This is a genomic window from Verrucomicrobiota bacterium (assembly GCA_016871535.1).
Taxonomy (GTDB): domain Bacteria; phylum Verrucomicrobiota; class Verrucomicrobiia; order Limisphaerales; family SIBE01; genus VHCZ01.
Map to the genome: position 1 here is coordinate 1 of VHCZ01000056.1, position 22,666 is coordinate 22,666.

The following is a 22,666-nucleotide window of genomic DNA, read 5'->3' on the forward strand; positions in this document are numbered from 1 at the left end:
CCAAAGGCCGCCTGGCTTCGTTGCTCCTCAGTCGAAGATCCAGGGAGGATATTCTCCTTCGTCGCGCCTCGCCATCCGGCCTTTGGCGCGAAAACAGGACCCCGCGGAATTTTCGGACACGCTCTCAGAAAGCTGGTCGAACATGTCTGCAACCTGCTCCGCCCGGAAGCCGCCACGCGCGAAATCGCAATCGCCACTCAAATCGCCTCGGAGTTGCCGGCGCTCCGCGCGGATTCCGTCCGGCTGACCCAGGCGCTGCTGAATATTCTGATCAACGCGTTGCAGGCGATCGAACGGCGCGGCCAGGTGACCGTGCAGGTCGAGCCGCGGCCCGCAGAACAGATTTTGGCCATTCACGTTCGCGATACCGGCCCCGGATTGCCCTCAGAAAAAGCTGGCGCCATTTTCGATCCCTACTTCACGACGAAGGCGGAAGGCAGCGGATTGGGGCTGTGGATCGCGCAGCAGATTGCCGCGGCACACGGCGGAGGCATTCAAGCCGCCAACGCGCCGGAGGGCGGAGCGGTGTTCACGCTGCGGTTGCCGTTGCACCAACAGGAACGCTCTGGTGGATAAATCCAAAATCAAAATTCTGGTCGTCGATGACGAGCGCGGACTTTGCGCCGGAGTTCAGGAAGCGCTGCGCCGGGAAGGTTATCACGTCGATGCGGCCGACGGCGCCGAGGGAGCGCTGCATCTGGTCGAGAAACGCCTTTACAACCTCGTGATCTCGGACATGAAAATGCCCGGCCTGAGTGGATTGGAATTGCTCACCCACGTCAAAGCCCCAAGCCGCGACACTTTTTCATCATGATGACGGCCTACGGCACGGTGGAAAATGCCGTCGAGGCCATGAAACAGGGCGCTTACGATTACCTGACCAAGCCCCTCGATATGCAGCGGCTGCGCGCGTTGGTGCAAAAGGCCCTCGAATTTCAGGCTGTAGTCGCGGAAAACAGCGAACTCCGGCTGCGGCTGCAGAAACGCTCCGAACCCAGCCTCCTCCTGGGCGAAAGCGGCACGGGCAAGGAACTCGTGGCGCGGTCGATCCATCTCAAAAGCTCCCGCCGCGATCGGCCGTTCATCTCCGTGAATTGCGCGGCCCTGCCTGAACAGTTGGTGGAATCTGAATTGTTCGGACACGTGCGAGGCGCGTTTACCGGCGCCGTGGCGACCAAGCTCGGCCGGTTTCAGTTGGCCGATCAGGGGTCGCTGTTCCTCGATGAAGTGGGCGACCTTTGCGCCAAAGGCCAGGGCGATTTGCTGCGCGTGCTCGAAGACGGCACGTTTCGCAGCGTGGGAGCGACCGAACTGACACACGTGAACGTGCGCGTCATCGCGGCCACGAACAAAAAGCTCCCGGAAACGGTCGCGGCCGGCAAATTCCGCGAAGACCTGTTTTACCGGCTGCAAATCGTGCCCATCGCGCTGCCGGCTTTGCGGGAACGGGCGGAGGACATTCCGCTGTTGATCGAGCGCTTCTTCGAGCACTTTTCGGCCAAACACAAACGCCGTCCCAAGCGCATGGGCCCGGAAGCGATCCGGATTTGCCAGCGGTTTCCCTGGCCGGGGAACGTCCGGCAACTGCGCAACACGATCGAACGGCTAGTGATCACATGCCACAAAGCGACGGTGGAAGTGGAGGATTTACCGGAGTTCCTGCGCTCGTTCGATCGCAACGCCACGGCCTTCACGATTCGTCCGGGCCAATCGCTGGCCGAGGTGGAAAAGCTGCTCATCCGGCAGACATTGACGCACGTAACGCAGAATCGAGAGGAAGCGGCCAAGATCCTCGGCATCAGCCGGCGCGCCCTGCAATACAAACTCAAACAGTACGGGCTGCTTACTCAGGAACCAGGACGCCGAACGCACAGAGGATGAGTGCGGCCGCAGGAATGGGGGGACACGAATTCCGCTAATTTTCCCGAATGAATAATACGGAAATGGGAATTGCTTCATGAAAGGAACTCCTCAGTCAACCACGGTGGGGTGAGGACTCTCGCCGAGCCTTCCGTCGATGGCACTTGCTCGGCAGGAGTCCTCGCCCCACCTTCACCGAGCGGGATCCTGAAGGCTTGCCACCAAAACCCATCCCTTCGCCCCTCCCAGGACGGAAATGAACTCAATGCCCGCTGACCGCCTCAGTTTCGATTCGGTAGAGGTGGTCGCGGCTTCTCAGGAATAGCGCTTTGCCGGCCACGGCCGGGGATGCCATGAAGCCTGGAGGACGCTTGCTCCCAGTCCGCGTTGACTTGTCTTCCAACGTGTTGGTCGCCAGCACTTCAAAGGATCGGCCCGGCTTCAAAACGGTCGTCACGCCTTCCAAACTGCAAAAGTAGAGCCGCCCATCCGCATAGACCGGGGACGCCCGGAATTTGCCGCCGACGCGTTCGGTCCACACATTCTTGCCGGTGTCGGCTTCGACGCAAGAAATGAAACTCTCGTCCGCCGGAAGGTAAAGCAAATCATCGACAATGATGGGCGATGCGTATTTGGGAACTCGCGTGTTGATCGACCAGTCCAAGTGCATGCCGGTCACCTTGCTTTCACCGTTGGCCCGGACCGCCAGGAGTTCCCCGCGGTTGAAGCCGGTGGCGAGGAGCGCGCGGCCTTTGTGGAAAAGCGGGCGGGGCGCCGCGGACCAATCGTTGTATTCCACACGCCAGAGTTCGCGTCCGGTTGCCGGCTCGTAACCATACGCAGCCTTGGCGCCAGCGCTGAACATCCGGGGTTTCCCGTCCACGTTCACGATGAGCGGCGTGCTGTGCGCCTTGCGCCAATCGCCATCCCGCACCATGGGACGATCGATATGTTCGTCGTTCCACTTCACCGAGCGATCCGTTTTCCAAACTGTGCGCCCGGTTTTCTTGTCGAGCGCGGCGTGATACTGCACGTCCACGCCGTCGAAGGTGAGAATCACGAGATTCTCGAAAAGGACCGGAGAAGACGAGGCGCCCCGGTAATGGCGGCAGAGCAAGTCGTCCCGTTTCCAGAGGAGCTTGAATGAGGCCGTGTCCAGACACGCCGTCCCGAATTTGCCGAAGTGAACATAGACTCGCCCCGGCTCGATCACAGCCGAAGGCGTGGCGTAGCTGTTGACGCCGGCGCCGTTGCCAAGGGGTTCAGGAGCGTCGCTATGGAACACTTTCTCATTGTGCAGAATCTTCCCGGTGGCGGCATCGACACAGATGACGAAAAAGTCATGGCCATCCTCCGTCGCGGTCGTGAGCCAGACCTGGCCTCCCATTACGATTGGCGTGGATAAACCCAGTTGCGGAATCTCCGTTTTCCATTTCACGCTTTTGGTTTCGCTCCAATGCAGCGGAAGGCCGGCGAGTTTGGTGTCTCCCGGCGCCGCAGCATGGCCATTGCCCCACGGACCACGAAACTCCGGCCAGTGACCGGTCCCAGCCGTCAATATCCCGCATGTCGAAGCCAGAAGAAGCAGCGCCCATATGGAATTCGCGCGGTTGAGTCGAGCGGGCAGGTGTCTTGAGATACGGAGTGTTGGGAAATTCATGGGGCAAAGCGTGGCTTGTCCGGTGTCGTCTGTCAATCAGGCCGACCCTCAGCGGCGATTGTCGAAAAAAAAGAAGCGGACTTTCATCCGGCCTCTTGGCGTTCAATTCAGGTCGTCAGCTCTTGATCCGGCCGAAGAGCATCGGAGCGTTCGCCGCCGGTGTGAATTTGTACGGGCTGGCCGCACCAGGAACATCCGTCCACAGGCCGTTTACACTCGGCGCCGCCTGCAGAGTCCCACCGCCAGTCCATTCAAGGGTGATACTGCCGTCAGCGTTCTGGTGGTTTGGGTGAACGGCGCAGGTTTGGCCGGGTGCGTGGAATCCACGATATTAATCTGCGTCTGGTCTGCCGTCGTCGCGCCGTTGGCATCCTGGAAGCCGAAGGCATCCTCGCTGGAGGATTCCCAGACCATCGCGGGAATGGCCAGGTCTCGAAACTTCCCTTCAGAATCAAATCCTTGCAGCTTAAATCCGGCCAAAGGTGGACGAGTCTGCACCGCGTGAACTGACGGTGCGTCCACGACTTGGCGGTGAAGCGTAGCGCAGATTTTCAATCTGCCGTATCGCCGACTTGTAGTCGGCTGCGCGGCAAACTCACCCGACCGCACCGGATTGGCCGCGTGCCGCAGATTCCAAATCTGCGATAGGGCAGAGTGCAACTTTGCGCTACGTGGATTGAGATTACGATTAGGACTCTACCGCAGGAGCGGTTTGGTTGGCAGTTTGCCTAGCCGCTCCAGCAGCTTGGCATGGATTCCGCCGAAGCCCCCGTTGCTGAACACGCAGACCACGTCGCCGCCCTGAGCGCCTTTCGCCACGTGGTTCACAATCGCTTCCACGTCGGACAGGTAAACCGTGGCTTTGCCTTTCGCGCACAAATCCTGGATGAGCTGTTCCGGGTTCAAACGTTCATTCGGGGAAAGCATTTCCAGCCGGGCGACCTGCGAAACCACCACGGCGTCGGCATCGGCAAACGCGTGCACCAAGTCGGACTGAAACACGTTGCGGCGAGTCGTATTGGAGCGCGGCTCGAACACGGCCCAAATCTTCTGCCCGGCATACTTCAGGCGCAAGGCGCGGAGCGTTTCCCGAATCGCCGTCGGATGGTGCCCAAAGTCGTCGATCACGGTGATGCCCGCGCTGATGCCGCGCACTTCCATGCGGCGTTTGACGCCGCGGAAGGTGTCGAAGGCGGTTTGAATTTGCGAATTCTTCAAGCCGTAATGTTTGGCGCACGCGACGACGGCGAGCGCATTGCGAACGTTGAACTCGCCGATCAAGTTGAGATGGAACTTGAAGCTGGGGATTTCAAACTGGCTGGCGGTAGCTCCAAGCCGGAGGTTGAAGGCGTGAACACTGTTTTCTTCGCCCAGGCCGAAGCGTTTCACCGGGCAATGGTTCACGTGGAGCAGGGGAGCGAGATTCGGATCGTCGCCGTTGCCCAGCAACAATCCGTTGCGCGGAACCAGGTTGATGAGCCGCTTGAACGAGGTCTGAATCGCCGCGAGATTCTCGAAAATGTCGGCGTGGTCGAATTCAAGATTGTTCAGGATCGCGACTTCGGGCAGGTAATGGACGAACTTGCTGCGCTTGTCGAAGAAGGCGGTGTCGTATTCGTCGCCCTCGACAATGAACCACTCGCTGTCCGTGAACCGCGCGCCCTGGCCGAGATTGTTGGAGATGCCGCCAATGAGAAAGCTCGGACGGAAACCGTTCGATTCGAACACCCACGTCAACAGCGCGGTGGTGGTCGTTTTGCCATGCGTGCCGGCGACGACGATAGATCGCTTGCCGCGCAGGAAGAATTCCTTGAGCAGCTCCGGCAACGAGCAGTAACGCATCTTGTGATCCAGCACCGCTTCCACTTCCGGATTTCCGCGCGAGAGCGCGTTGCCGATTACGACCAGATCCGGTTTGTGCTTCAGATTGGCTTCCGAGTATCCCGCGATGACCTCGATTTTCTTCTCGGCCAGAAAGATGGACATCGGCGGATAAACATTCTGATCGGAGCCGGAAACTTGAAAGCCCTTCTCCTGCATCGCGGCGGCCACGGAAGCCATCGCGGTTCCGCCGATTCCGGAAAAATGAACGGATCTAACGCCTGAAAACATGGCGCGATGATGGAGAAATCTCGGGCCGACGAAAACTCAAAAGCGACTGGAATAATTAACCCCTCAGTTACGTCCAGAAGGTGGGCGAGGCTCCCGCCGAGCCTTTCCTCGATGGCATTGCCTCACCCCACCGCCGTTAACAGAGGGTTACAAGGAAGGATTACGCCGCTACCCGGTCCAGGTACCGCTTAAGGCTGTCGAGGAAGATCTTGAGCGCGCTCGCAGAATTCGCCGCCTCAAAGTCCTCGAACCGGGTCGAAAGCTCCCAGGTGCGTTCGACGAGGATTTCCTCGTCGGATTCGGTGCGTTTCGCCCGGCGCTTGCCATCCGGCGGCAAGCTCATCTGCATGTGATACAAGTCGCGCTCCCACATGCGGCACCGGAAACGGCGCTTGCGCGTCGTGTCCTGGAAGAGTTCGACGCGCGTCGGCAGGAAATGACGCCCGACAACCAGGTCGAATTCGAGCGTGACGATGAGTTTGAAGACGTCGCTGGTGACCGCCGGGTGTTGGATTTTCATGAGGGGGTTTGAAAAGGTCTAACGCTTCAGCTTCTTCTCCAGGATTTCTCCCGCGAGACCAGGATTCGCCTTGCCTTTGCTCAGCTTCATGACCTGGCCCTTTAAGAAGTTGAGCGCGGCGGCTTTGCCGGCGCGAAAATCTTCCGCGACCTTGGGGTTTGCGGCGATGGCGTCGTCGCAAAATTTTTCAATGGCTCCAGTATCGCTCACTTGAGCCAGGCCTTCGCGATCGACGATGGCGCGCGGGGACTCACCGGCGGCGAACATTTTGGTGAAGACATCCTGGGCGATCTTGCTGCTGATCCTTCCGCTTTCCACCAGATCCACGAGTTCGAGGAGACAAGCCGGCTGGAACTTCAAATCGTCCAGCGCAGTTTGGGTCTCGCTGAGTTTCGCCCGCAGATTGTTGATGACCCAGTTGGCCAGCGCTTTGGGGTTCTTCGCTTGCTGGGCAACCGCCGCGAAATAATTCCCTAGAGGAACATCCCAAACGAAAGTCTGGCCGTCGGCTGCCGGCAAGTGATAATCGCGCATGAACCGTTGCTTGCGCGCCAGCGGCAGTTCCACCACGCGCCGCCGCACGTCATTCAGCCACGCGTCCGCCGGAGCGAACGGCATCAGGTCCGGCTCCGGGAAGTAACGATAGTCATGCGCCATTTCTTTGCTGCGCATGCTTTCGGTGACGCCCGCGACGTCGTCCCAGCGCCGCGTTTCCTGGGTGAGTTTGCCGCCGCCGTTCAGGACGGCGATCTGCCGCGGGATTTCGTATTCCAGGGCGCGACGAACGCCGCTGAAGCTGTTCATGTTTTTGATTTCGATCTTCGCGCCCAACTCCGGCGCGCCGCGTGGCCGGACGCTCACATTGACGTCGCATCGCACCATGCCTTTTTCCATGTCGCAATCGCTCACCCCGCCATACACGAGAATATCTTTCAGCGCGTTGAGGTATTCATAGGCCATGTCCGCGCTCGTGAGGTCCGGTTCCGATACAATCTCCAGGAGCGGGACACCGGCGCGGTTGAAATCCACACCGCTGTGGCGCTCGAAATGGAAGTTCTTGCCCACGTCCTCTTCGAGGTGAGCCCGGGTAATTCGGACGCGCGCAATCGTCCCATCGAACTCGAAGTCCACGTAGCCGCCGACGTTGGACGGCCGGTCGTATTGCGTGATCTGGTAGTTCTTGGGCATGTCGGGGTAGAAATAATTCTTCCGATCGAACTTGGCCTGAGGCGCGGCGGCGGAATTCAGGAGCATGCCCGTGAGGACGGTCAGGCGCAGGGCCTCTTCGTTGGCGACAGGGAGGACTCCCGGCAGTCCGAGGCACACCGGGCAGACGTGGGTGTTTGGCGGCGCGCCGAATTCATTGCCGCACCCGCACCACATCTTCGACTTCGTTTTGAGTTGGACATGCGTTTCCAGCCCGATGACCGCTTCGTAATCCATAGTCAGCGGCAGGATTTAACCACGGATGAAGGCGGCGCGGCAACGTGAGAGTAATCAGTGGTGTATGCCCTCAGTTGAGAGTGGGGTGAGACTCCTGCCGGGCCAATGCCATCGAAGAAAGCTGCGCAGGAGCGTCGCCGCACCATCGTTAACTGAGGGGATACGAAACGCGTTTGACTTTCGTTTCTTGGCCCGGACAATGCCTTTGAGTTCCCGTGAAAACCAGGAAGCGCCAAGCCATCGAGCCCGCCGCCTTCACTTTGATCGAACTGCTCGTGGTCATTGCCATCATCGCCATCCTGGCGAGCTTGCTCATGCCGGCGCTGGCGCGAGCCAAAGGCAAAGCGCCGCGCATCCAGTGCGTCAGCCAATTGCGGCAGGTTGGGTTCGCGATGCGGTCATTCGCCAACGAACACCGCGACACGTTTCCTCCGCAGGTTGAGATCGCCGACGGCGGAACGCGGACGCTGTCCGATCCGTGAGCGCATTTCGCGGTGTTGTCGAACGAACTGACCACCCCGCGAATTCTGTTTTGTCCGAGCGACAAGGAGAAGAAAGCGGCGTCGGACTTTTCGCACCTCGCGGGCGGCTTCACTTCGCCCACCAATCGGAACAAAACCCTCAGTTATTTCGTCGGCACCCATGCTTATTCCCAGCAATCGCAAACCCTTTTGGCAGGCGACCGAAACGTTACCAACGGACTGCGCCAACTCGAAACGTGCCGGCCGGCCAACCTTTCAAGTGGCGCGATGTCGCTGGATCCCCGGCGGTCCACTGATATTCGATGGACACCGCTGTTGCACCGGAATGTCGGGAACATTTGCCTCGCGGACGGCAGCATTTTCATGGCAACGCAAGCGCGCCTGCGAGCGCATGTCATTCACGATCCCGTCGGCGGCGATCCGAATGGCCGGAACCATGTACTCGTGCCGTGAAACGTTACTTGGACCTGGAAAGAGCATTTCGCCCACGAAACACGCGAAACACACGAATCGAAACGTTTTACTGGAATCGAAGGAACCTATTGGCGTGCGTTCGCGGTTGGCCTGAATCCCATTTATGAATCGCAGACACTTCATCGTCACTGCCGCCGGCGCCGCCGCAGGGGCCGGCTCTTCCCCGTTGACCTCAGCCCAACCTTCTCTAAACCGCAACCCGGTTCTCATGAAGGTCGGCTGCCAGAGCGGCCCGACCTCCGACAAACGGCTCCAATTCTTCGCGCGCCACGGCGTGAAGAACATTTGCGGCATCCCGGAGGAATCGAAGGAACTCGGCTACCCAACCGTGGAGCAGCTCCTGCAACTCAAAGAAGGAGCAGCCAAGTGGGACATCAGCATCGACCTGCTCACGCCGTCCTTCCTGGCTTCGAGCCACATCGACCGAACCCCGCGCCCGGCGATCATGCTCGGCCAGAGCCCGGAGCGCGACCGGGACATCGAGCGCTTTCAAAACATTATCCGAAATTGCGCCAAAGCTGGCATCCCGGCCGTCAAATACAACATGAGCATCCTCGGGGTTCTCCGCACGGGGCGGACGCCAGGCCGCGGCGGTTCAAGCTATAGCACCTGGCGGCTCAAGGACGCCCAACCCAGAACGCCACTCACCCGCGCCGGGCAAATCACGGCGGACATTTACTGGGAGCGCATCGCGTATTTCCTGGAGCGCGTGGTCCCGGTCGCCAACGAATACAAAGTCCGAATCGCTTGTCATCCTCACGATCCGGGTGTGCCGCCCGTCACCGGTTATCAAGGCGTGGATGCGGTTCTCGGCACGGTGGACGGCTTGAAGAAATTCATTTCGATTCAGGAGAGTCCGTACCACGGTTTGAATTTCTGCCAGGGCACCGTCTCTGAAATGCTTCAGGATCCGGGGAACGAAATCTTCGACGTCATTCGCTACTTCGGCTCCCGGCAAAAAATCTTCAACGTCCACTTCCGCAATATCCGGGGCCGACGGGACGATTTCATGGAAGTGTACCCAGACGAAGGCGACATCGATTTCGTCAAGGCGATCCGGGTGTACAAAGAGATCGAATATCCTTACATGCTGATGCCGGACCACGTCCCGCAGCACCCGGACGATCCCGGAGGCAACCAGGCGTTCGCGTTCTGCTACGGATACATCCGTGCGCTGATCCAGGCCGTGAGTCAGATAGCCTGAGTCTTCGGTTCCTCGCTGTCTTTGGGGCTGCTCTCTTCCCCACGAACCTGCTTCAATCAGGCGAAAAGTTCCGGCAAGGAAATCTCGACACCGACCGCCTCATCGCGCATCACGCCGGAAGTATGGGCACGCTTGCCTGCGGCATTGAAGATGGTGACGACCTCAGTCGCCGGTTCCACGAGCCAACAGGATTTCACGGCCTGGCGAAGATACTCGCGGATCTTGTCCACCAGCGGCTGAAGATTCTGCTTGGGTGAGAGGATTTCTATCACCAACAGCGGCGGGATATCGACTTCATCCTCGTCGCTATCCCAATCCACCTTCAGGACGCCCTTCGGGTAAAGACAGATATCCGGGATGGTCTGCCACCCGTTGAGATTCAAGGAGAGTTGCTGGTGGATCGTGAAGCGAGAGGAGAGGGGCAACCCATAAAGACGGCCCTCCTCCGCCCAGCCCTCTCCTCCCTTACCCGGGAAGAGAGGGAGTTACCCGAAGCTCGTCCTCGGTTCATGAACTGCGTTCTCGCGAACGCAGCTAAGGGTCTGTGCAAAAATAACTTCCGGTTTTGGCGGGAGCGCCGCCTGGCCGGATGCAAGGCGCGAGGAGGGAGCATCCCCGTTTTGGGGCTGTGACCGACGAGCAACGCCGCAGCCGGCCAGGCGCCGCCCCGCCCCGGAGGGCTGGGGCTACTTCTTTGTTCCCTTGGCCTTCTTCGCTTTTTCTTCCTCAATCGCAGCTTGCGCGGCCGCAAGTCTTGCGACGGGCACGCGGAAAGGCGAGCAACTCACGTAGTTCAGCCCGATGCGGTGGCAGAATTTCACGCTGTCGGGGTCGCCGCCGTGTTCGCCGCAAATGCCGAGCTTGATCTCCGGGCGCGTTCCCCTGCCCTTCTCGACAGCAATCTTCATGAGTTGGCCAACGCCAGTCTGGTCGATCGAGGCAAAAGGATTCTTCTTCACAATCTCCAGCTCGCCGTATTTGGGCAGGAATGAACCCGAATCGTCGCGGCTCATCCCCAGGCAAGTCTGCGTGAGATCGTTCGTCCCGAAGCTGAAGAATTCTGCCGTCTGGGCAATCTCATCGGCCGTGAGCGCGCCGCGAGGAATTTCAATCATCGTGCCGACCAGATAACTCAGCTTGGTTTTCTTTTCCTTCATCACTTCCTGAGCGACGCGATGGACGGCTTCGACCTGGAGATCAAGCTCCTTCTTGAAGCCCACGAGCGGGATCATGACCTCGGGCCGCACTTTGAGGCCTTTCTTCTGCACGTCAGCCGCGGCTTCGAAGATCGCGCGCGCCTGCATCTCGGTGATTTCCGAATAAATGATCCCCAGCCGGCAACCGCGGAAACCAAGCATGGGATTGAACTCGTGCAGTTCTTTGACGCGCTGCTCGATTTTCTGGACGGCGACGGCGAGCTTTTTCGCCAGATCCTCCTGCGCGGCGCGTTCGTGCGGCAGGAATTCGTGCAGCGGCGGGTCGAGCGTGCGGATGGTCGCCGGCAAGCCTTTGAGTTCTTTGAAAATGCCGGCGAAGTCGTCCCGCTGGTACGGCAATATCTTGGCCAGCGCCTTCTGCCGTTCCTCTTTGCTCTCCGCGAGAATCATCTCGCGCATCGCGTCGATGCGGTTTCCTTCAAAGAACATGTGCTCCGTGCGGGTGAGGCCGATGCCCTGAGCGCCAAAGGCGACCGCATTCGCCGTTTGTTCCGGCGTGTCCGCGTTCGTGCGCACGAGCAGGCGCGTCGCTTGGTTGCACCAGTCCATAAGCTTCTTGAAATTCTGAAACGTCGGGCTTTGCTTCGCGTCGAGCGAGCGTTCGACCAGGACCTGGACAACCTCCGAAGCGGCCGTTTTGATTTCGCCGGCGTACACTTCACCGGCCGTGCCATTGATCGAGATGGAATCGCCTTCCTTAAACACCTGGCCATTCACCGTCATCGTCCTCGTGGCATAATCGATCTGCAACGCGCTGGCGCCACAAACGCAGACCTTGCCCATCTGGCGCGCCACCAAAGCCGCGTGGGAACTGACTCCGCCGCGCGCCGTCAGAATGCCCTCCGCTGCGATCATGCCGCGCAAGTCTTCGGGTGAAGTCTCCAGCCGCACGAGCAACACTTTCTCGCCTTTGTGCGCGGCTTCGACAGCGCGCTCCGCATTCAGATACATCCGGCCGCTTGCAGCGCCGGGGCCGGCGGGCAAGCCGCGCGCAATGACTTTGGCGCTTTTCAACGCCGACCGGTCGAAGACGGGCGCCAGCACTTGATCGAGTTGGTCCGCAGGCACGCGCGTGACCGCTGTCTTCCAGTCGATGAGTTTTTCCTTTTCCATTTCGACCGCGAATCGCACCGCGGCCAGGCCCGTGCGCTTGCCATTCCGGGTCTGGAGCATGAAGACCTTGCCATCCTCAATCGTAAACTCGAAATCCTGAACGTCCTTGAAGTGCCGTTCCAGCACCTTGCGAATGTTCTCCAACTCGGCGTAAGCCGCGGGCATATGATTCTTAAGCTGGGCAACAGGTTCGGGCGTGCGCACGCCGGCCACGACGTCTTCGCCCTGGGCATTGATCAGGAATTCGCCGTAGAAGACCTTTTCGCCCGTCGCCGGATCGCGCGTGAACGCCACGCCGGATCCGGAGTTTTCGCCGGTGTTCCCGTACACCATGGCCTGCACGTTGACCGCCGTGCCCCATTCGGAGGGGATATTGTATTTGCGGCGATAAACGATGGCGCGGTCATTCATCCAGGATCCGAACACCGCTCCGACCGCGCCCCAGAGCTGTTCCCACGGGTCCTGCGGGAATTCCTTGCCGGTGCGTTCCTTGATAAGTGCCTTAAATCGGTTCACCAAATCTTTGAGGCCACTGGCGTCGATCTTGGTGTCTTCGACGTGTTCCTGGCCCGGAAACAACTCCGCCTTCAACTCTTCGATGACGGTCTCGAACGGCTCGTGATCTTCTCCGGCGCGCTTCTGCACGCCCATGACGACGTCGCCGTACATCTGAACGAAGCGGCGGTAACAATCCCAGGCGAAGCGCTCGTTGTTGCTGGCCCGGGCGAGGGCGAGGACGGTTTGATCGTTCAACCCGAGATTCAAAATCGTGTCCATCATCCCGGGCATCGAGTCGCGCGCGCCGGAACGGACCGAAACCAAAAGCGGTTTTTCCTGGTCGCCGAATTCCTTGCCCAAGATGTTCTCGATGAATTCGACGCCGGCTTCGACCTGCGGGAGAATCGCTTTGGGATACGCCTTCCGGTTCGCGTAGTAGTAGGTGCAAACTTCGGTCGTGATGGTGAAGCCTGGAGGAACGGGCAAGCCGATGCGGGTCATTTCGGCGAGGTTGGCGCCTTTGCCGCCGAGCAAGGGCTTCATCGAGCCATCGCCGTCAGCCTTTTTGTTCCCAAACAAATACACGTATTTCGGCGCTTTCGGCGCCTTCAAAGATTTAGCCATAAAATGAGTAAAGAGATTTCGTGTTCTCGGTGTCGTTCAATTCGGAGATCCAAGAGAAAAACCGAGGCGGGAATCTAACAGAGGTCGGGGGGGTGTCAACGGCTGAGTCGCCCGCGGCTTGACCTGCGTCATCCTCGCGGTTCCGAGGATAAGCCGGGCAGACGCGAGTGTTTGCGAGGCACGAATTTCAGATGTTCGAACCACGGATGAACACGGACAGACACGGATTTGAATTCCCTCCTATCCGTGTGAATCCGTGGAAAGCGTGTCTGAAAAATGGGTGGAACGGGCTACCAGTCCGTGTTTGGCGGCAACCTGCCGCCAAAAGGCCCGGCGGGCTGGTAGCCCGCCGCAAGCAGGCCGATGGCCTGTTCCGGACGTATGCATGGTCCACGCCGGTCAAGCGGCTCATGGTTCCCCAGGTTGTAGAGATACGCGTGGGTGTTCAGGTCGGTGTTGGAACTATTCCGCAGCTTCGTCGAAAGCAGCCGCGCCACGCTGTCAAAAGCGTTCGTGACATACGCGCCGCTGGGCAGGATCGTTTTCTCGATCAAGGACGATCCGCAGGTCGTCCCTACCAGGACGCCAGGGGAATAATTGAAGTTAAACGTCCCCGCCGCCGACGCCACCGCGTTCATCCGCAACCCCGCGTCGTAGCCGCAGCGCAGAATCTCCGGGCCCGCCGCGCTGAAGCGAGGGCGCGACGCTTGCACCCACGGAGTGAAGGCCAACAGGAGGCCAACCGAAAGAAGGCAACCCGCCGGCCGCGCAAAAGTCTGTGGCAATCCCGCTCGCATCTCAGGCGCAGTCTGGAGGTGGAAAGCCCGCACGGCAACGCCTCACTGGGATGAAAGCCGACTGCGACTCGGCCCAGGCCCCGGTCCATTGCAACCTGTCGATTGTATAATTTAATTGTGAGATGTGACCCCATTCCCAGCGAGAGTTTTCAGCAATGGTCGAATCGGCTCAGCGAGGACGCTTCGCCCTACCTTACTTTGAATGGTCTCGATTCGACCAGAGTGCCAACGAACCCACCCCTTTGCCCCTCCCGGGAGGGCAACTTGAAACTCGAGGCCTTTACTCCGGAACGTTGCCCAGCGTATCGATCAGGTCCTCCACGATCCAATTCCGCTGCCGCGACGAGAGATGGTCTGCCGAAGCCCCATGCTGCCAGACCGCGTAACGCAACGCCGTAAGCGTTTCGCTTTGCAGGCCGGGCTGCGCCAGCAAGCCGCTCAAATAGCCCGCCAGCGCGTCGCCGCTCCCGCCTTGCGCCAGCAACGGGTTGCCCGATGAATTGACGTAGATTTCCCCGCTGCTCCGTCCGACGAGCGTTTGGTACCCCTTGAGCACAACCCAGCAGTCCCCGTAGAGTTGCGAAAGGTCGCGCACGGCGCGCACCCGGTCGTTCTGCACCAACCCGGCCTTGCTGTTCAACAGCCGTGCAGCTTCGCCAAAGTGCGGTGTGATCACGCGCAGTGCGCCCGACTTGACCGGGCCTTGCGGCAGCCAATCCAGCCCGCTTGCGTCCACGACAACAGGCAGGGGCGATTCTTTCCAGAGCCGGGCCAGGTGATCCTTCATTTCCGCCAGCACGTGCGAAGAAGCCAAACCTGGACCAAACAAAACCGTCGTCGCCGATTCCGGCAAATCCCGGCCGGGCCGCCACGGATGAACCATGGCCGCCTGAAGCTGCGCGGCGACGGCAATATACACCTCTTCGCACGTGAACATGGTCACCAGGCCTGGATGCGCCCGCAACGCCGCGCGAGCTGCCAACACCGCGGCCCCATGATACCCGACGCTGCCGGCAAAAAGCGTTACGTGCCCGAACGTGCCCTTGTGGCCGGCAACCGGTCTTGCTGGAGGATAGTCCAAAAAGTCTTCGCGAACAGTCCACTGCAAGTCGCTGGCGAGCGTCCGCGGAACGAGGCCGATGTCCGCGGCCAGTTCGAGCCGGCCGACGTGGGCCCAGGCCGTGGCGGCGAGCAATCCGCGCTTAGGCGCGCCGAGCGTCAGCGTGACCGTGGCTCGGATCGCGGTGCCTTGCGCTTCGCCGATGTCCGCGTCCAGGCCGGACGGAACGTCGATGGAAAGAATTGGCACGCGCGACGAATTGATTTTGTCCACCAGCTTGGTCCACTCACCGGCCAGGGGACGGTTCAAGCCGACGCCAAACAATCCGTCCAGAATCAAGGCGGGCTCCAATTGGAGTTGGGACATGAATTCCTTAACCGAAACCTCAGGCTCGGTGACGTTGATCAAATATACCTCACGGTCGGAAAAATTTCGACTCGCCTGCCGCGCGTCATCGCCATTGTGTCCTTTGCCCGCGAGGACCACGATCAAGTCACCGGGACGCGTCATTTGCTTGGCGCGTTGCGCGACGATGTAGCCCACGCGGCTGATGACGTCGGCTTCGGATCGTCCGGCAGCCCAGGTGGCTTTCTCCCAGTCGCGCATTTGCGAGACAGTCAGGATGGGAATTGGCATAGCTGTGAGTTTGGTGTGCTGTATCCCTGTTTAGCAAATCCTCGAGCTCCGTAAAAGCATTAAACCTCAAGGGTGAACTCAAGGGCTGCAGGATGTCGTAATAAACGGAGGGCGGCTCCTTGATCAGTGCTTTGCAGGCTACATCCATGCGATGACGCCCCGGGGCGACATGGGCGACTTCGAGCACGACCCGCTGCAAAGGCGACTCGTAACGAGCAGGCATCTGGACTGCGAGCACGCCCGTGGGCGCGAGTTGGGCCGTGAGACGCGGCACCTTCACGGGACACGTTTCTGATAGAACAAGCTGCGCGGGTCGTCTTTGTACTCTCCAAAAGGCGGAATCCTCCGAAAGCCGGCACGCTCGTACAACCTGATAGCCGCGTGCTGATGAATGCCAGTTTCCAGCCGCAGTAAGCCGACACCCTGGCTTCGGGCATGGTCGGCGAGATGCGCCAACAGCAACCTGGCGAAACCTAAACCCCGAAACTGCGGCCGGACGTACATCCGCTTGACTTCGCCGTACTCGGCACCAAACAGTTGGAGGCCTCCACAGCCGGCGGGGGTGCCATGGTCGCGGATGAGGAAAAAAGCCACGGCTTCTCTGATCAACTTCTCCACGGAGTAACCGTGACGGCTTTCACACGGATACAGCGGCGCCAACTCTGCCTCAAGCTCATCAATCAACGCTCTGGCGTCGGGACTGTCGGGTCGTTCAGCGGTAATGATGGCTGGCATATGCGGCGCCGGGCACACGCTGTTAAATCGCAATTCCATTCGGCGCTGTGAAGGTTTCGTCCACGATATTGCCCGTGTTCCGGGTTTGCGCGGGTTCGAGACTAATCTTCTGCATGGCTGTGCATCACGCTCGCAATCCTGCCGCTCGGACCGGCCGCTTCATTCAAACTTCATCACCGTGATTGGAAGGCCCAGGTAAACATCCGAGTGCATCCTGCGCCAGCCGCACTGTTCGTAAAAGCCAGCGGCTTTCTGAGTCCAGAGATAAATTGGCAAGGCGCATTTTGATCGAGCAAACCCGGTCGCATGCACGACCAGAGCACGCCCAATTCCTGAGCCGCGGTGTGGAGGCACGACGTAGAGCGACGCCAGCCAGGGCGAAAGATGATCGTACGGCGGCAAGTCGGACTCATCCAACGAGACCGTGCCGACCACATCGGAACCGATGAGCGCGACAAAGGTAATCGGCAATGAATCCCGACGCGCCTTGTTCTCGACGAGTTGACGCTCTATCGCGGCCCGAGTTCGTTGCTCGGGATTCAATTCGGTGTGGAGCCATTCCGCGACGATTGGTATGACATCGGCGCGATCAGCCAAAGGGCGAATGTCCATGCCGTTCTCTTCGTAAGCGACCGTGCGCCAGCCGAGCAAGCTCAGAATCCGTTCCCGACCAGGACCTCCGATGATGGGCTGGAACACCAAGCGCGTGGACGATTTTTTTTCGTTATGGCGGGGCAAGGCTCCTACCAGGCCAACGCCATCGAAGAAAAGCTCCGCAGGAGCGTCGCTCCACTGTCGTTAACTGAAGGGTTACTTTTTTTCTTCATGCTCCCTTGTCGTTCGCGCATCTTCTCCTTCATGGAACCGCTTTCGCCACAGGAAATCCGCAGCGCGGTCCGCGCCGCGCTCGCCGAAGACGTGGGGAGCGGCGACGTCACCACGCTGGCCGTGGTCCCCGAACAGGCTATGGCCGAAGCGATGATGGTGGCCCGCGAACCGCTGGTTGTCGCCGGACTGGACTTTGCGGAGGCCGCGTTCCGCGAGCTGGCTCCCGCGGTTCGGATCGAACGCGGGACGGCGGACGGCCGCCACCTTCAATTCGGCGAATGGCTCCTTCGCATCAGCGGTCCGGCTCGCGCCATCTTGACCGCCGAACGCGTCGCTTTGAACTTCGTCCAACGACTCTCCGGCGTGGCGACGTTGACCGCACGGTTCGTCGAGCAAATGAAAGGAACACGCGCGAAAATCCTCGACACCCGCAAGACCACGCCCGGTTGGAGGCGATTTGAGAAATATGCTGTGGCTTGCGGCGGCGGCACGAACCATCGACTGGGGTTGCACGATATGGTGTTGATAAAAGACAACCATCTGGTCGCGGTTCAATTCGAGCCGCCGGATCCCATCGGCGCCGCCGTGCGCCGCGCGCGGGAGAAGTTCCCCAACCTCAAGATCGAAGTCGAAGTGGATCATCCCGAACAGGTGCAACAGGCGCTGGCGGCCGGCGCGGACACCATTCTCCTCGACAATATGGACGTCGAACAACTCCGGACGGCTGTGCACTGGATCAATGGCAAAGCGCTGACGGAGGCCAGTGGGGGAGTCACTTTGTCCAACGTGAAGGCCATCGCTGCCACAGGCGTGGATTACATTTCCGTAGGCGCGCTGACTCATTCCGCGCGGGCGGTGGATGTCGCGTTGGATTTCTTGCCCAGGTCATGACCATCGATGCCCAGATTTTGACGGCCCTGCGCGCGGGAGAAGATCGTTTTGTGACAGGAGGTGATTTGGCCCAGCACCTCGGTCTCACCCGCGCCGCTATTGCGGCTCGAATCCACGAACTGCGCACTCTCGGCTACGAGATCGAGGCCAGTCCGCACGATGGCTATCGGTTGCGGGCCTGCCCGGACTTGCTGCACGCGGATGACTTGGTGTCGCGCCTGGGAAAGCCCAGGGTCGTCGGACGCGACATCCGCGTTTTCCGGGAGACCACCTCGAGCAATGACGTCGCGGAAAAGCTCGCTGCGGACGGAGTGAAGGAAGGCGTCGTGGTTTTTGCTGAATCCCAATCCAAAGGCCGCGGCCGCCTGGGCCGAAGATGGATTTCCCCGGCGCGAAAGGGGCTTTGGTTCTCCATCTTGCTCCGGCCTGCGTTGCGCCCGTTCGAAGCCACACGACTGACCATCGCGGCGGCCACGGCGTTGTTCAGAGCGATCCGGGCGGAAACGGGACTCTTTCCCGAAATCAAATGGCCCAACGACCTTTTAGTCCGCGGCAAGAAGGTCGCCGGCATTCTCACTGAGTTGAAGGCGGAGTTGGACCCATTGCGCTACCTGGTCCTTGGCATTGGCGTGGACGTGAATTTGAACGCGAGCGATTTTTCGGATGAACTCCGGAAAACGGCTACGTCCCTGAAGATCGAAAGCGGCGAATCCGTGGACCGAGCGGCCCTGGCGGCGTCGATCTTGCGCGAACTGGATCGGGATTACGCGCGGTTGTGCTCCGGCCAATTCGAGGCGATTGCGGAAGAATGGGAGGAACACTGCACCACGATTGGCCGAAACGTCGTGATCGACCTGGCGGGCCGTAAAATCCAAGGCCGCGCCGAATGCCTCGACGCCGACGGCGCTTTGCTGCTCCGCACTCAGCATGGCCGTCTGGAGCGCATGGTCGGCGGCGACGTGCGGGTCGAAAAGTAACAAGACGATGATCCTTCTTTTCGACATCGGGAACACGCACACCCATCTTGGCCTCGCCAACTCCAGGCGCGTGGTCCAACAATTGGACATCCCTACGCTTCAGTGGTCGAGTGCCGCCGCGGCGCGTCGAGTGGACGCCTGGGTCGGGAATGTTCGCCTGGATGGCGTCGCCCTGTGCAGCGTCGTCCCCAGGGTCACCCCGGCCGTGCGCAGCTTTGTGCAGCGCCGCTGGCATCTGGCCTGTCTGCAATTGACGCTGAAAACGCTCGTGGAGATCGGCATTGATTATCCTGAACCGAGCAGCATCGGCCAGGATCGGCTGGCCAACGCCGTGGCCGTGAAACACCATTACGGCGCGCCGGCGGTGGTCGTGGATTTCGGGACGGCGGTGACGTTCGACGTGGTTAATCGCGCCGGCAACTACGCCGGTGGCATTATCGCGCCCGGTCTCTCAGCCATGACGGATTACCTTCACGAAAAGACGGCCCTTCTGCCGGCCATTCAGATTCGCGAAATCCGGACGGTCGTCGGCAAAAACACGCGCGACGCCATGTTGATCGGCGCCGTGCACGGATATCGCGGCCTGATCCGCGAATTGCTCCGCGAACTCAAGCTGGAACTCCGCAGCCCGCGTTTGCCTGTGGTCGCGACCGGAGGTTACGCGGGCCTCATCGCGGCGAAGCTGCCCGAGATCACAGCCGTGGAGCCGCTTCTGACCCTGGAGGGGCTGCGGTTGTGCCGGGAGGGGAATGTGAAGCGTAAAACGCAAAACGTAATGCGTACTGATCAGTAACCATACGCACTCCGGAGCGAGTTGAACCGTATCGCGCATTACGAATTACGTTTTACGTTTAACTTGCCACACCCAACCCGAAGCCCGAAACTCCGCCCCGAATGAATCGCATTGTCGAACGATTCGCTCACCTTAAATCCCGCCGCCAAAAAGGCTTCGTCGTTTACATCGGGGCGGGCGACCCCAATCTCCAAACCACGCGCGACCTCGCGGTGGCCTTTGACAGGAACGGCGTGGATGTCCTGGAACTCGGCGTTCCCTTCAGCGACCCGCTTGCCGATGGGCTGGTCAATCAACTTGCGGCCCAACGCGGCCTCGATTCGGGCACAACACCGTCGAAGATTTTCGATACCGTTGCTGCGATCCGGCGCGAATCCCAGATTCCGATCGTCCTCTACGTCTATTACAACCTCGTCCATCGCCGCGGCCTGGAAAAGTTCGTCGCTGACGCCTCGCGCGCTGGAGTCGATGGCTTGCTCGCGCTCGATTTGCCGCCGGAAGAAGCCGACGCTTACGAGCGGTTGATGAAAGCGGCAGATTTGTGCGCGATCTGGCTGGTGGCGCCGACGACGCCGGAGGACCGCATTGAAAAGATCGTCCGCCGCGGCACGGGCTTCATCTATTACATTTCCCGCGAAGGCGTGACGGGAATGCGCGACGCTGTCGCCGCGAATCTGGGCGATCGGATTGCGGCCATCCGGCGTCACACCGCCCTCCCAATTGCCGTCGGCTTCGGCATCTCCAACCCGGATCAAGCGCGTCTCGTCGCCCAATGTGCGGAAGCGGTGGTTGTCGGCAGCGCCGTCGTCAACCAGATTGCCCGGTACGGGGGCGAGAAGGATCTGGTGGCGCGGGTCAACACATTTGTCGAATCACTCGGTCACGCCATCAAATAGAATTGTTGTGAAAGCCAAACCAACCCCCAACAACCGTTTCGCCATCATCATGGCCGGCGGGCGCGGCGAGCGCTTCTGGCCCGTCAGCCGCGAGAAGACGCCCAAGCAATTGATCAAGCTGCTGGGCGATCGCTCTTTCCTTCAGCAAGCGGTGGACCGCGTGCTGCCGCTCGTGCCTGCGAAGAACGTTCTCGTGATTACTAACGAAGTCCAGGAACCCGAAGTGCGCAAGCAGTTGCCCAAATTACCGAAGGAGAACATCGTCGCCGAACCGGTGGGCCGTGACACTTGCGCCGCGGTCACGCTGGGCGCGGCGATCGTAGGCGCGCGTTCTACGACCGGGGTCATGGCCGTCTTGCCCGCCGATCACGTGATCCCCGAGGAAAAGCGATTTCAGCAAGTGCTTGCCGATTGTTTCGATCTGGCCGGCCGCGGCCAGGCCATCGTCACCATTGGCATCAAGCCGACCGAACCGGCGACTGGCTATGGCTACATTCACGTGGGTGAACCGCTGCCCCCGCCCCACGGCGCGAAACCTTACAAAACAACCTTTTCCAGGGCCGAGCGTTTCGTTGAGAAACCGCATTATGAAAAGGCGATCGAGTATGTGAACAGCGGACAGTATCGATGGAACGCGGGCATGTTCATCTGGTCGTTCGTGACGATTACGGAAGGACTGCAGAAGCACGTGCCCGAAATGTTCGCGGCCTGCCACCGCTGGTTTGAAGCCGCCAAATCCTCCGCCAAACTCGCCAAAGTCCTCGCGAAGGACTATCCCGGCTTGAAGAAAATCTCGATCGACTTCGCTTTGCTGGAGCACGCGCAAAACGTCATCGTGGCGGACGGCGCCTTCGAGTGGGATGACCTGGGATCCTGGAACGCCCTGGCGCGCCATCTCCGATCCGATCCGGAAGGCAATTGCGCGGTCGCTGATCTCATTCACGTCGATGCCGCGCGGAATCTGGTTTTCGACGCGCGCACGAAGAACCGCACGCCCATCGCCATCGTGGGCCTGCGCGACTCGATCCTCGTGCAGACCGACGACGCCACGCTGATTGCTCACAAGAGCCAGGCGCAAAAGGTCAAAGAGTTGGTCAAGAAACTCTCCGAGTCCAAGGAATACAAGAAGCTGGTTTGACGGCGCGGCGTCGCGCAGATCTTGCGAAGCGACGAATGAGTTCAGCGCTGATCCTCGGCACGATATGAACGGGAATGAACAACAAGTGGATCTGCGCCCGCTCATTCTCTGCATCCGGGGAGTGCGGGTTATCCTCGATACAGTAGCGATCTGGCTCGGCTGTATGAAGTCCCTACGAAGCGCTTGAACGAGCAATTGCGGCGGAACCGCGATCGTTTCCCTCAGGATTTCGCCTTCCATCTCACTCACCAGGAGTGGGTGGCCCTGCGTTCACAAATCGTGAATGCGTCTGCGCGAGAAGCTGAAATTCCGGCCAATGCGCCGAACTGGTCGCAAATTGCGGCCAGTTCACTTCTCCGACGCGGCGCTGCGTATCGGCCCTGGGCTTTCACTGAACACCGCCCCTTGCAGGCCGCTAATATCCTAAACAGCCCGAGAGCGATGGCCCTGAGCATTTTCATCATCCGCGCCTTCGTCAAGATGCGCGAGGACCAGATCGCCAAAGCTGCCATCCTCAAACGGTTGGCCGAAATCGACAAGACGCTGCTCCTTCACGATTCCGCCCTGCGCGACCTTTACGAGAAGCTTCTGCCGCTGCTCGTGCCACCTGATGGTGAAAAACGCGAGATGGGTTTCCACGTTCGGGAAGAGTCCGCCCCGTATCGAGTCAACGTCAGGCGCCGGCGTAGTCTGAAAAGGTGACTTGCC

General features: G+C 60.0%; 20 protein-coding genes and 2 pseudogenes. 11 read left to right on the plus strand and 11 right to left on the minus strand.

The window, feature by feature from the left end:
• Nucleotides 1-576 (plus strand): hypothetical protein (locus tag FJ398_09870; GenBank protein MBM3838257.1); only part of this gene is annotated, 576 nt, incomplete at its 5' end.
• Nucleotides 569-1,881, plus strand: a pseudogene (locus FJ398_09875) (sigma-54-dependent Fis family transcriptional regulator). The gene FJ398_09870 and the pseudogene FJ398_09875, both read left to right, overlap by 8 nt.
• 241 nt (nt 1,882-2,122) lie before the next feature.
• Here FJ398_09875 and FJ398_09880 read toward each other — a convergent pair.
• The 5 genes from FJ398_09880 to gatB all read right to left on the minus strand — a co-directional run bounded on the left by FJ398_09880 (nt 2,123) and on the right by gatB (nt 7,595).
• Nucleotides 2,123-3,520 (minus strand): quinonprotein alcohol dehydrogenase, encoded by a 1,398-nt coding sequence (locus FJ398_09880; protein ID MBM3838258.1) that lies wholly within the window; start codon nt 3,518-3,520, stop codon nt 2,123-2,125.
• 210 nt (nt 3,521-3,730) lie between these two features.
• Complete coding sequence (locus FJ398_09885) at nt 3,731-4,042, minus strand: hypothetical protein (protein MBM3838259.1); 312 nt, start codon at nt 4,040-4,042, stop codon at nt 3,731-3,733.
• 174 nt (nt 4,043-4,216) lie between these two features.
• Nucleotides 4,217-5,632, minus strand: a complete 1,416-nt coding sequence (gene mpl, locus FJ398_09890) for a UDP-N-acetylmuramate:L-alanyl-gamma-D-glutamyl-meso-diaminopimelate ligase (GenBank protein MBM3838260.1) — start codon at nt 5,630-5,632, stop codon at nt 4,217-4,219.
• A gap of 160 nt (nt 5,633-5,792) precedes the next feature.
• Nucleotides 5,793-6,152, minus strand: a complete 360-nt coding sequence (locus tag FJ398_09895) for a hypothetical protein (GenBank protein MBM3838261.1) — start codon at nt 6,150-6,152, stop codon at nt 5,793-5,795.
• 18 nt (nt 6,153-6,170) lie between these two features.
• A complete protein-coding gene (gene gatB, locus FJ398_09900; protein ID MBM3838262.1) occupies nt 6,171-7,595 on the minus strand; it encodes an Asp-tRNA(Asn)/Glu-tRNA(Gln) amidotransferase subunit GatB in 1,425 nt (474 codons plus the stop codon).
• Between the two features lie 215 nt (nt 7,596-7,810).
• Between gatB and FJ398_09905 the strand changes: the two genes are divergently transcribed.
• From FJ398_09905 to FJ398_09915, 3 genes are all read left to right on the plus strand, one after another.
• On the plus strand, nt 7,811-8,077 hold the full coding sequence (locus FJ398_09905) for a type II secretion system protein (GenBank protein ID MBM3838263.1): 267 nt from the start codon (nt 7,811-7,813) through the stop codon (nt 8,075-8,077).
• Between the two features lie 12 nt (nt 8,078-8,089).
• Nucleotides 8,090-8,530: a hypothetical protein gene (locus tag FJ398_09910; GenBank protein ID MBM3838264.1), complete on the plus strand. Its 441-nt coding sequence runs from the start codon at nt 8,090-8,092 to the stop codon at nt 8,528-8,530.
• 124 nt (nt 8,531-8,654) lie between these two features.
• Nucleotides 8,655-9,755 carry a TIM barrel protein gene (locus tag FJ398_09915; GenBank protein MBM3838265.1) on the plus strand — a complete coding sequence of 367 codons (1,101 nt, stop codon included), beginning with the start codon at nt 8,655-8,657 and terminating at the stop codon, nt 9,753-9,755.
• A 56-nt stretch (nt 9,756-9,811) separates the two neighbouring features.
• Here the strand turns inward: FJ398_09915 and FJ398_09920 are convergent, their stop codons facing one another.
• The 6 genes from FJ398_09920 to FJ398_09945 form a co-directional block, all read right to left on the minus strand.
• Nucleotides 9,812-10,180, minus strand: a complete 369-nt coding sequence (locus FJ398_09920) for a Uma2 family endonuclease (protein MBM3838266.1) — start codon at nt 10,178-10,180, stop codon at nt 9,812-9,814.
• 261 nt (nt 10,181-10,441) lie between these two features.
• On the minus strand, nt 10,442-13,207 hold the full coding sequence (locus tag FJ398_09925) for a pyruvate, phosphate dikinase (GenBank protein MBM3838267.1): 2,766 nt from the start codon (nt 13,205-13,207) through the stop codon (nt 10,442-10,444).
• Nucleotides 13,208-13,497: 290 nt separating this feature from the next.
• The gene (locus FJ398_09930; protein ID MBM3838268.1) at nt 13,498-13,920 is read right to left on the minus strand and encodes a hypothetical protein; all 423 of its coding nucleotides are present in this window, start codon (nt 13,918-13,920) and stop codon (nt 13,498-13,500) included.
• A gap of 364 nt (nt 13,921-14,284) precedes the next feature.
• Nucleotides 14,285-15,700 (minus strand): NAD(P)H-hydrate dehydratase, encoded by a 1,416-nt coding sequence (locus FJ398_09935; GenBank protein ID MBM3838269.1) that lies wholly within the window; start codon nt 15,698-15,700, stop codon nt 14,285-14,287.
• A 276-nt stretch (nt 15,701-15,976) separates the two neighbouring features.
• A complete protein-coding gene (locus tag FJ398_09940; GenBank protein ID MBM3838270.1) occupies nt 15,977-16,435 on the minus strand; it encodes a GNAT family N-acetyltransferase in 459 nt (152 codons plus the stop codon).
• 159 nt (nt 16,436-16,594) lie between these two features.
• Entirely contained in the window at nt 16,595-17,134 is a 540-nt protein-coding gene (locus tag FJ398_09945) for a GNAT family N-acetyltransferase (GenBank protein ID MBM3838271.1), read from the minus strand.
• Nucleotides 17,135-17,293: 159 nt separating this feature from the next.
• Here FJ398_09945 and nadC point away from each other — a divergent pair, with 159 nt between their 5' ends.
• The 6 genes and pseudogenes from nadC to FJ398_09975 all read left to right on the plus strand — a co-directional run bounded on the left by nadC (nt 17,294) and on the right by FJ398_09975 (nt 22,660).
• Nucleotides 17,294-18,154 carry a carboxylating nicotinate-nucleotide diphosphorylase gene (gene nadC, locus FJ398_09950; protein MBM3838272.1) on the plus strand — a complete coding sequence of 287 codons (861 nt, stop codon included), beginning with the start codon at nt 17,294-17,296 and terminating at the stop codon, nt 18,152-18,154.
• Nucleotides 18,151-19,131, plus strand: coding sequence for a biotin--[acetyl-CoA-carboxylase] ligase (locus FJ398_09955; protein MBM3838273.1), 981 nt, complete (start codon nt 18,151-18,153; stop codon nt 19,129-19,131). The genes nadC and FJ398_09955 overlap by 4 nt, the downstream gene beginning before the upstream one ends.
• 7 nt (nt 19,132-19,138) lie before the next feature.
• Nucleotides 19,139-19,924, plus strand: a complete 786-nt coding sequence (locus tag FJ398_09960; protein ID MBM3838274.1) for a type III pantothenate kinase — start codon at nt 19,139-19,141, stop codon at nt 19,922-19,924.
• Nucleotides 19,925-20,025: 101 nt separating this feature from the next.
• Complete coding sequence (locus FJ398_09965; GenBank protein MBM3838275.1) at nt 20,026-20,820, plus strand: tryptophan synthase subunit alpha; 795 nt, start codon at nt 20,026-20,028, stop codon at nt 20,818-20,820.
• 7 nt (nt 20,821-20,827) lie between these two features.
• Nucleotides 20,828-21,958, plus strand: a complete 1,131-nt coding sequence (locus tag FJ398_09970) for a mannose-1-phosphate guanyltransferase (GenBank protein MBM3838276.1) — start codon at nt 20,828-20,830, stop codon at nt 21,956-21,958.
• A 64-nt stretch (nt 21,959-22,022) separates the two neighbouring features.
• Nucleotides 22,023-22,660 (plus strand): annotated as a pseudogene (locus FJ398_09975) (ORF6N domain-containing protein).
• Nucleotides 22,661-22,666: the final 6 nt, after the last annotated feature.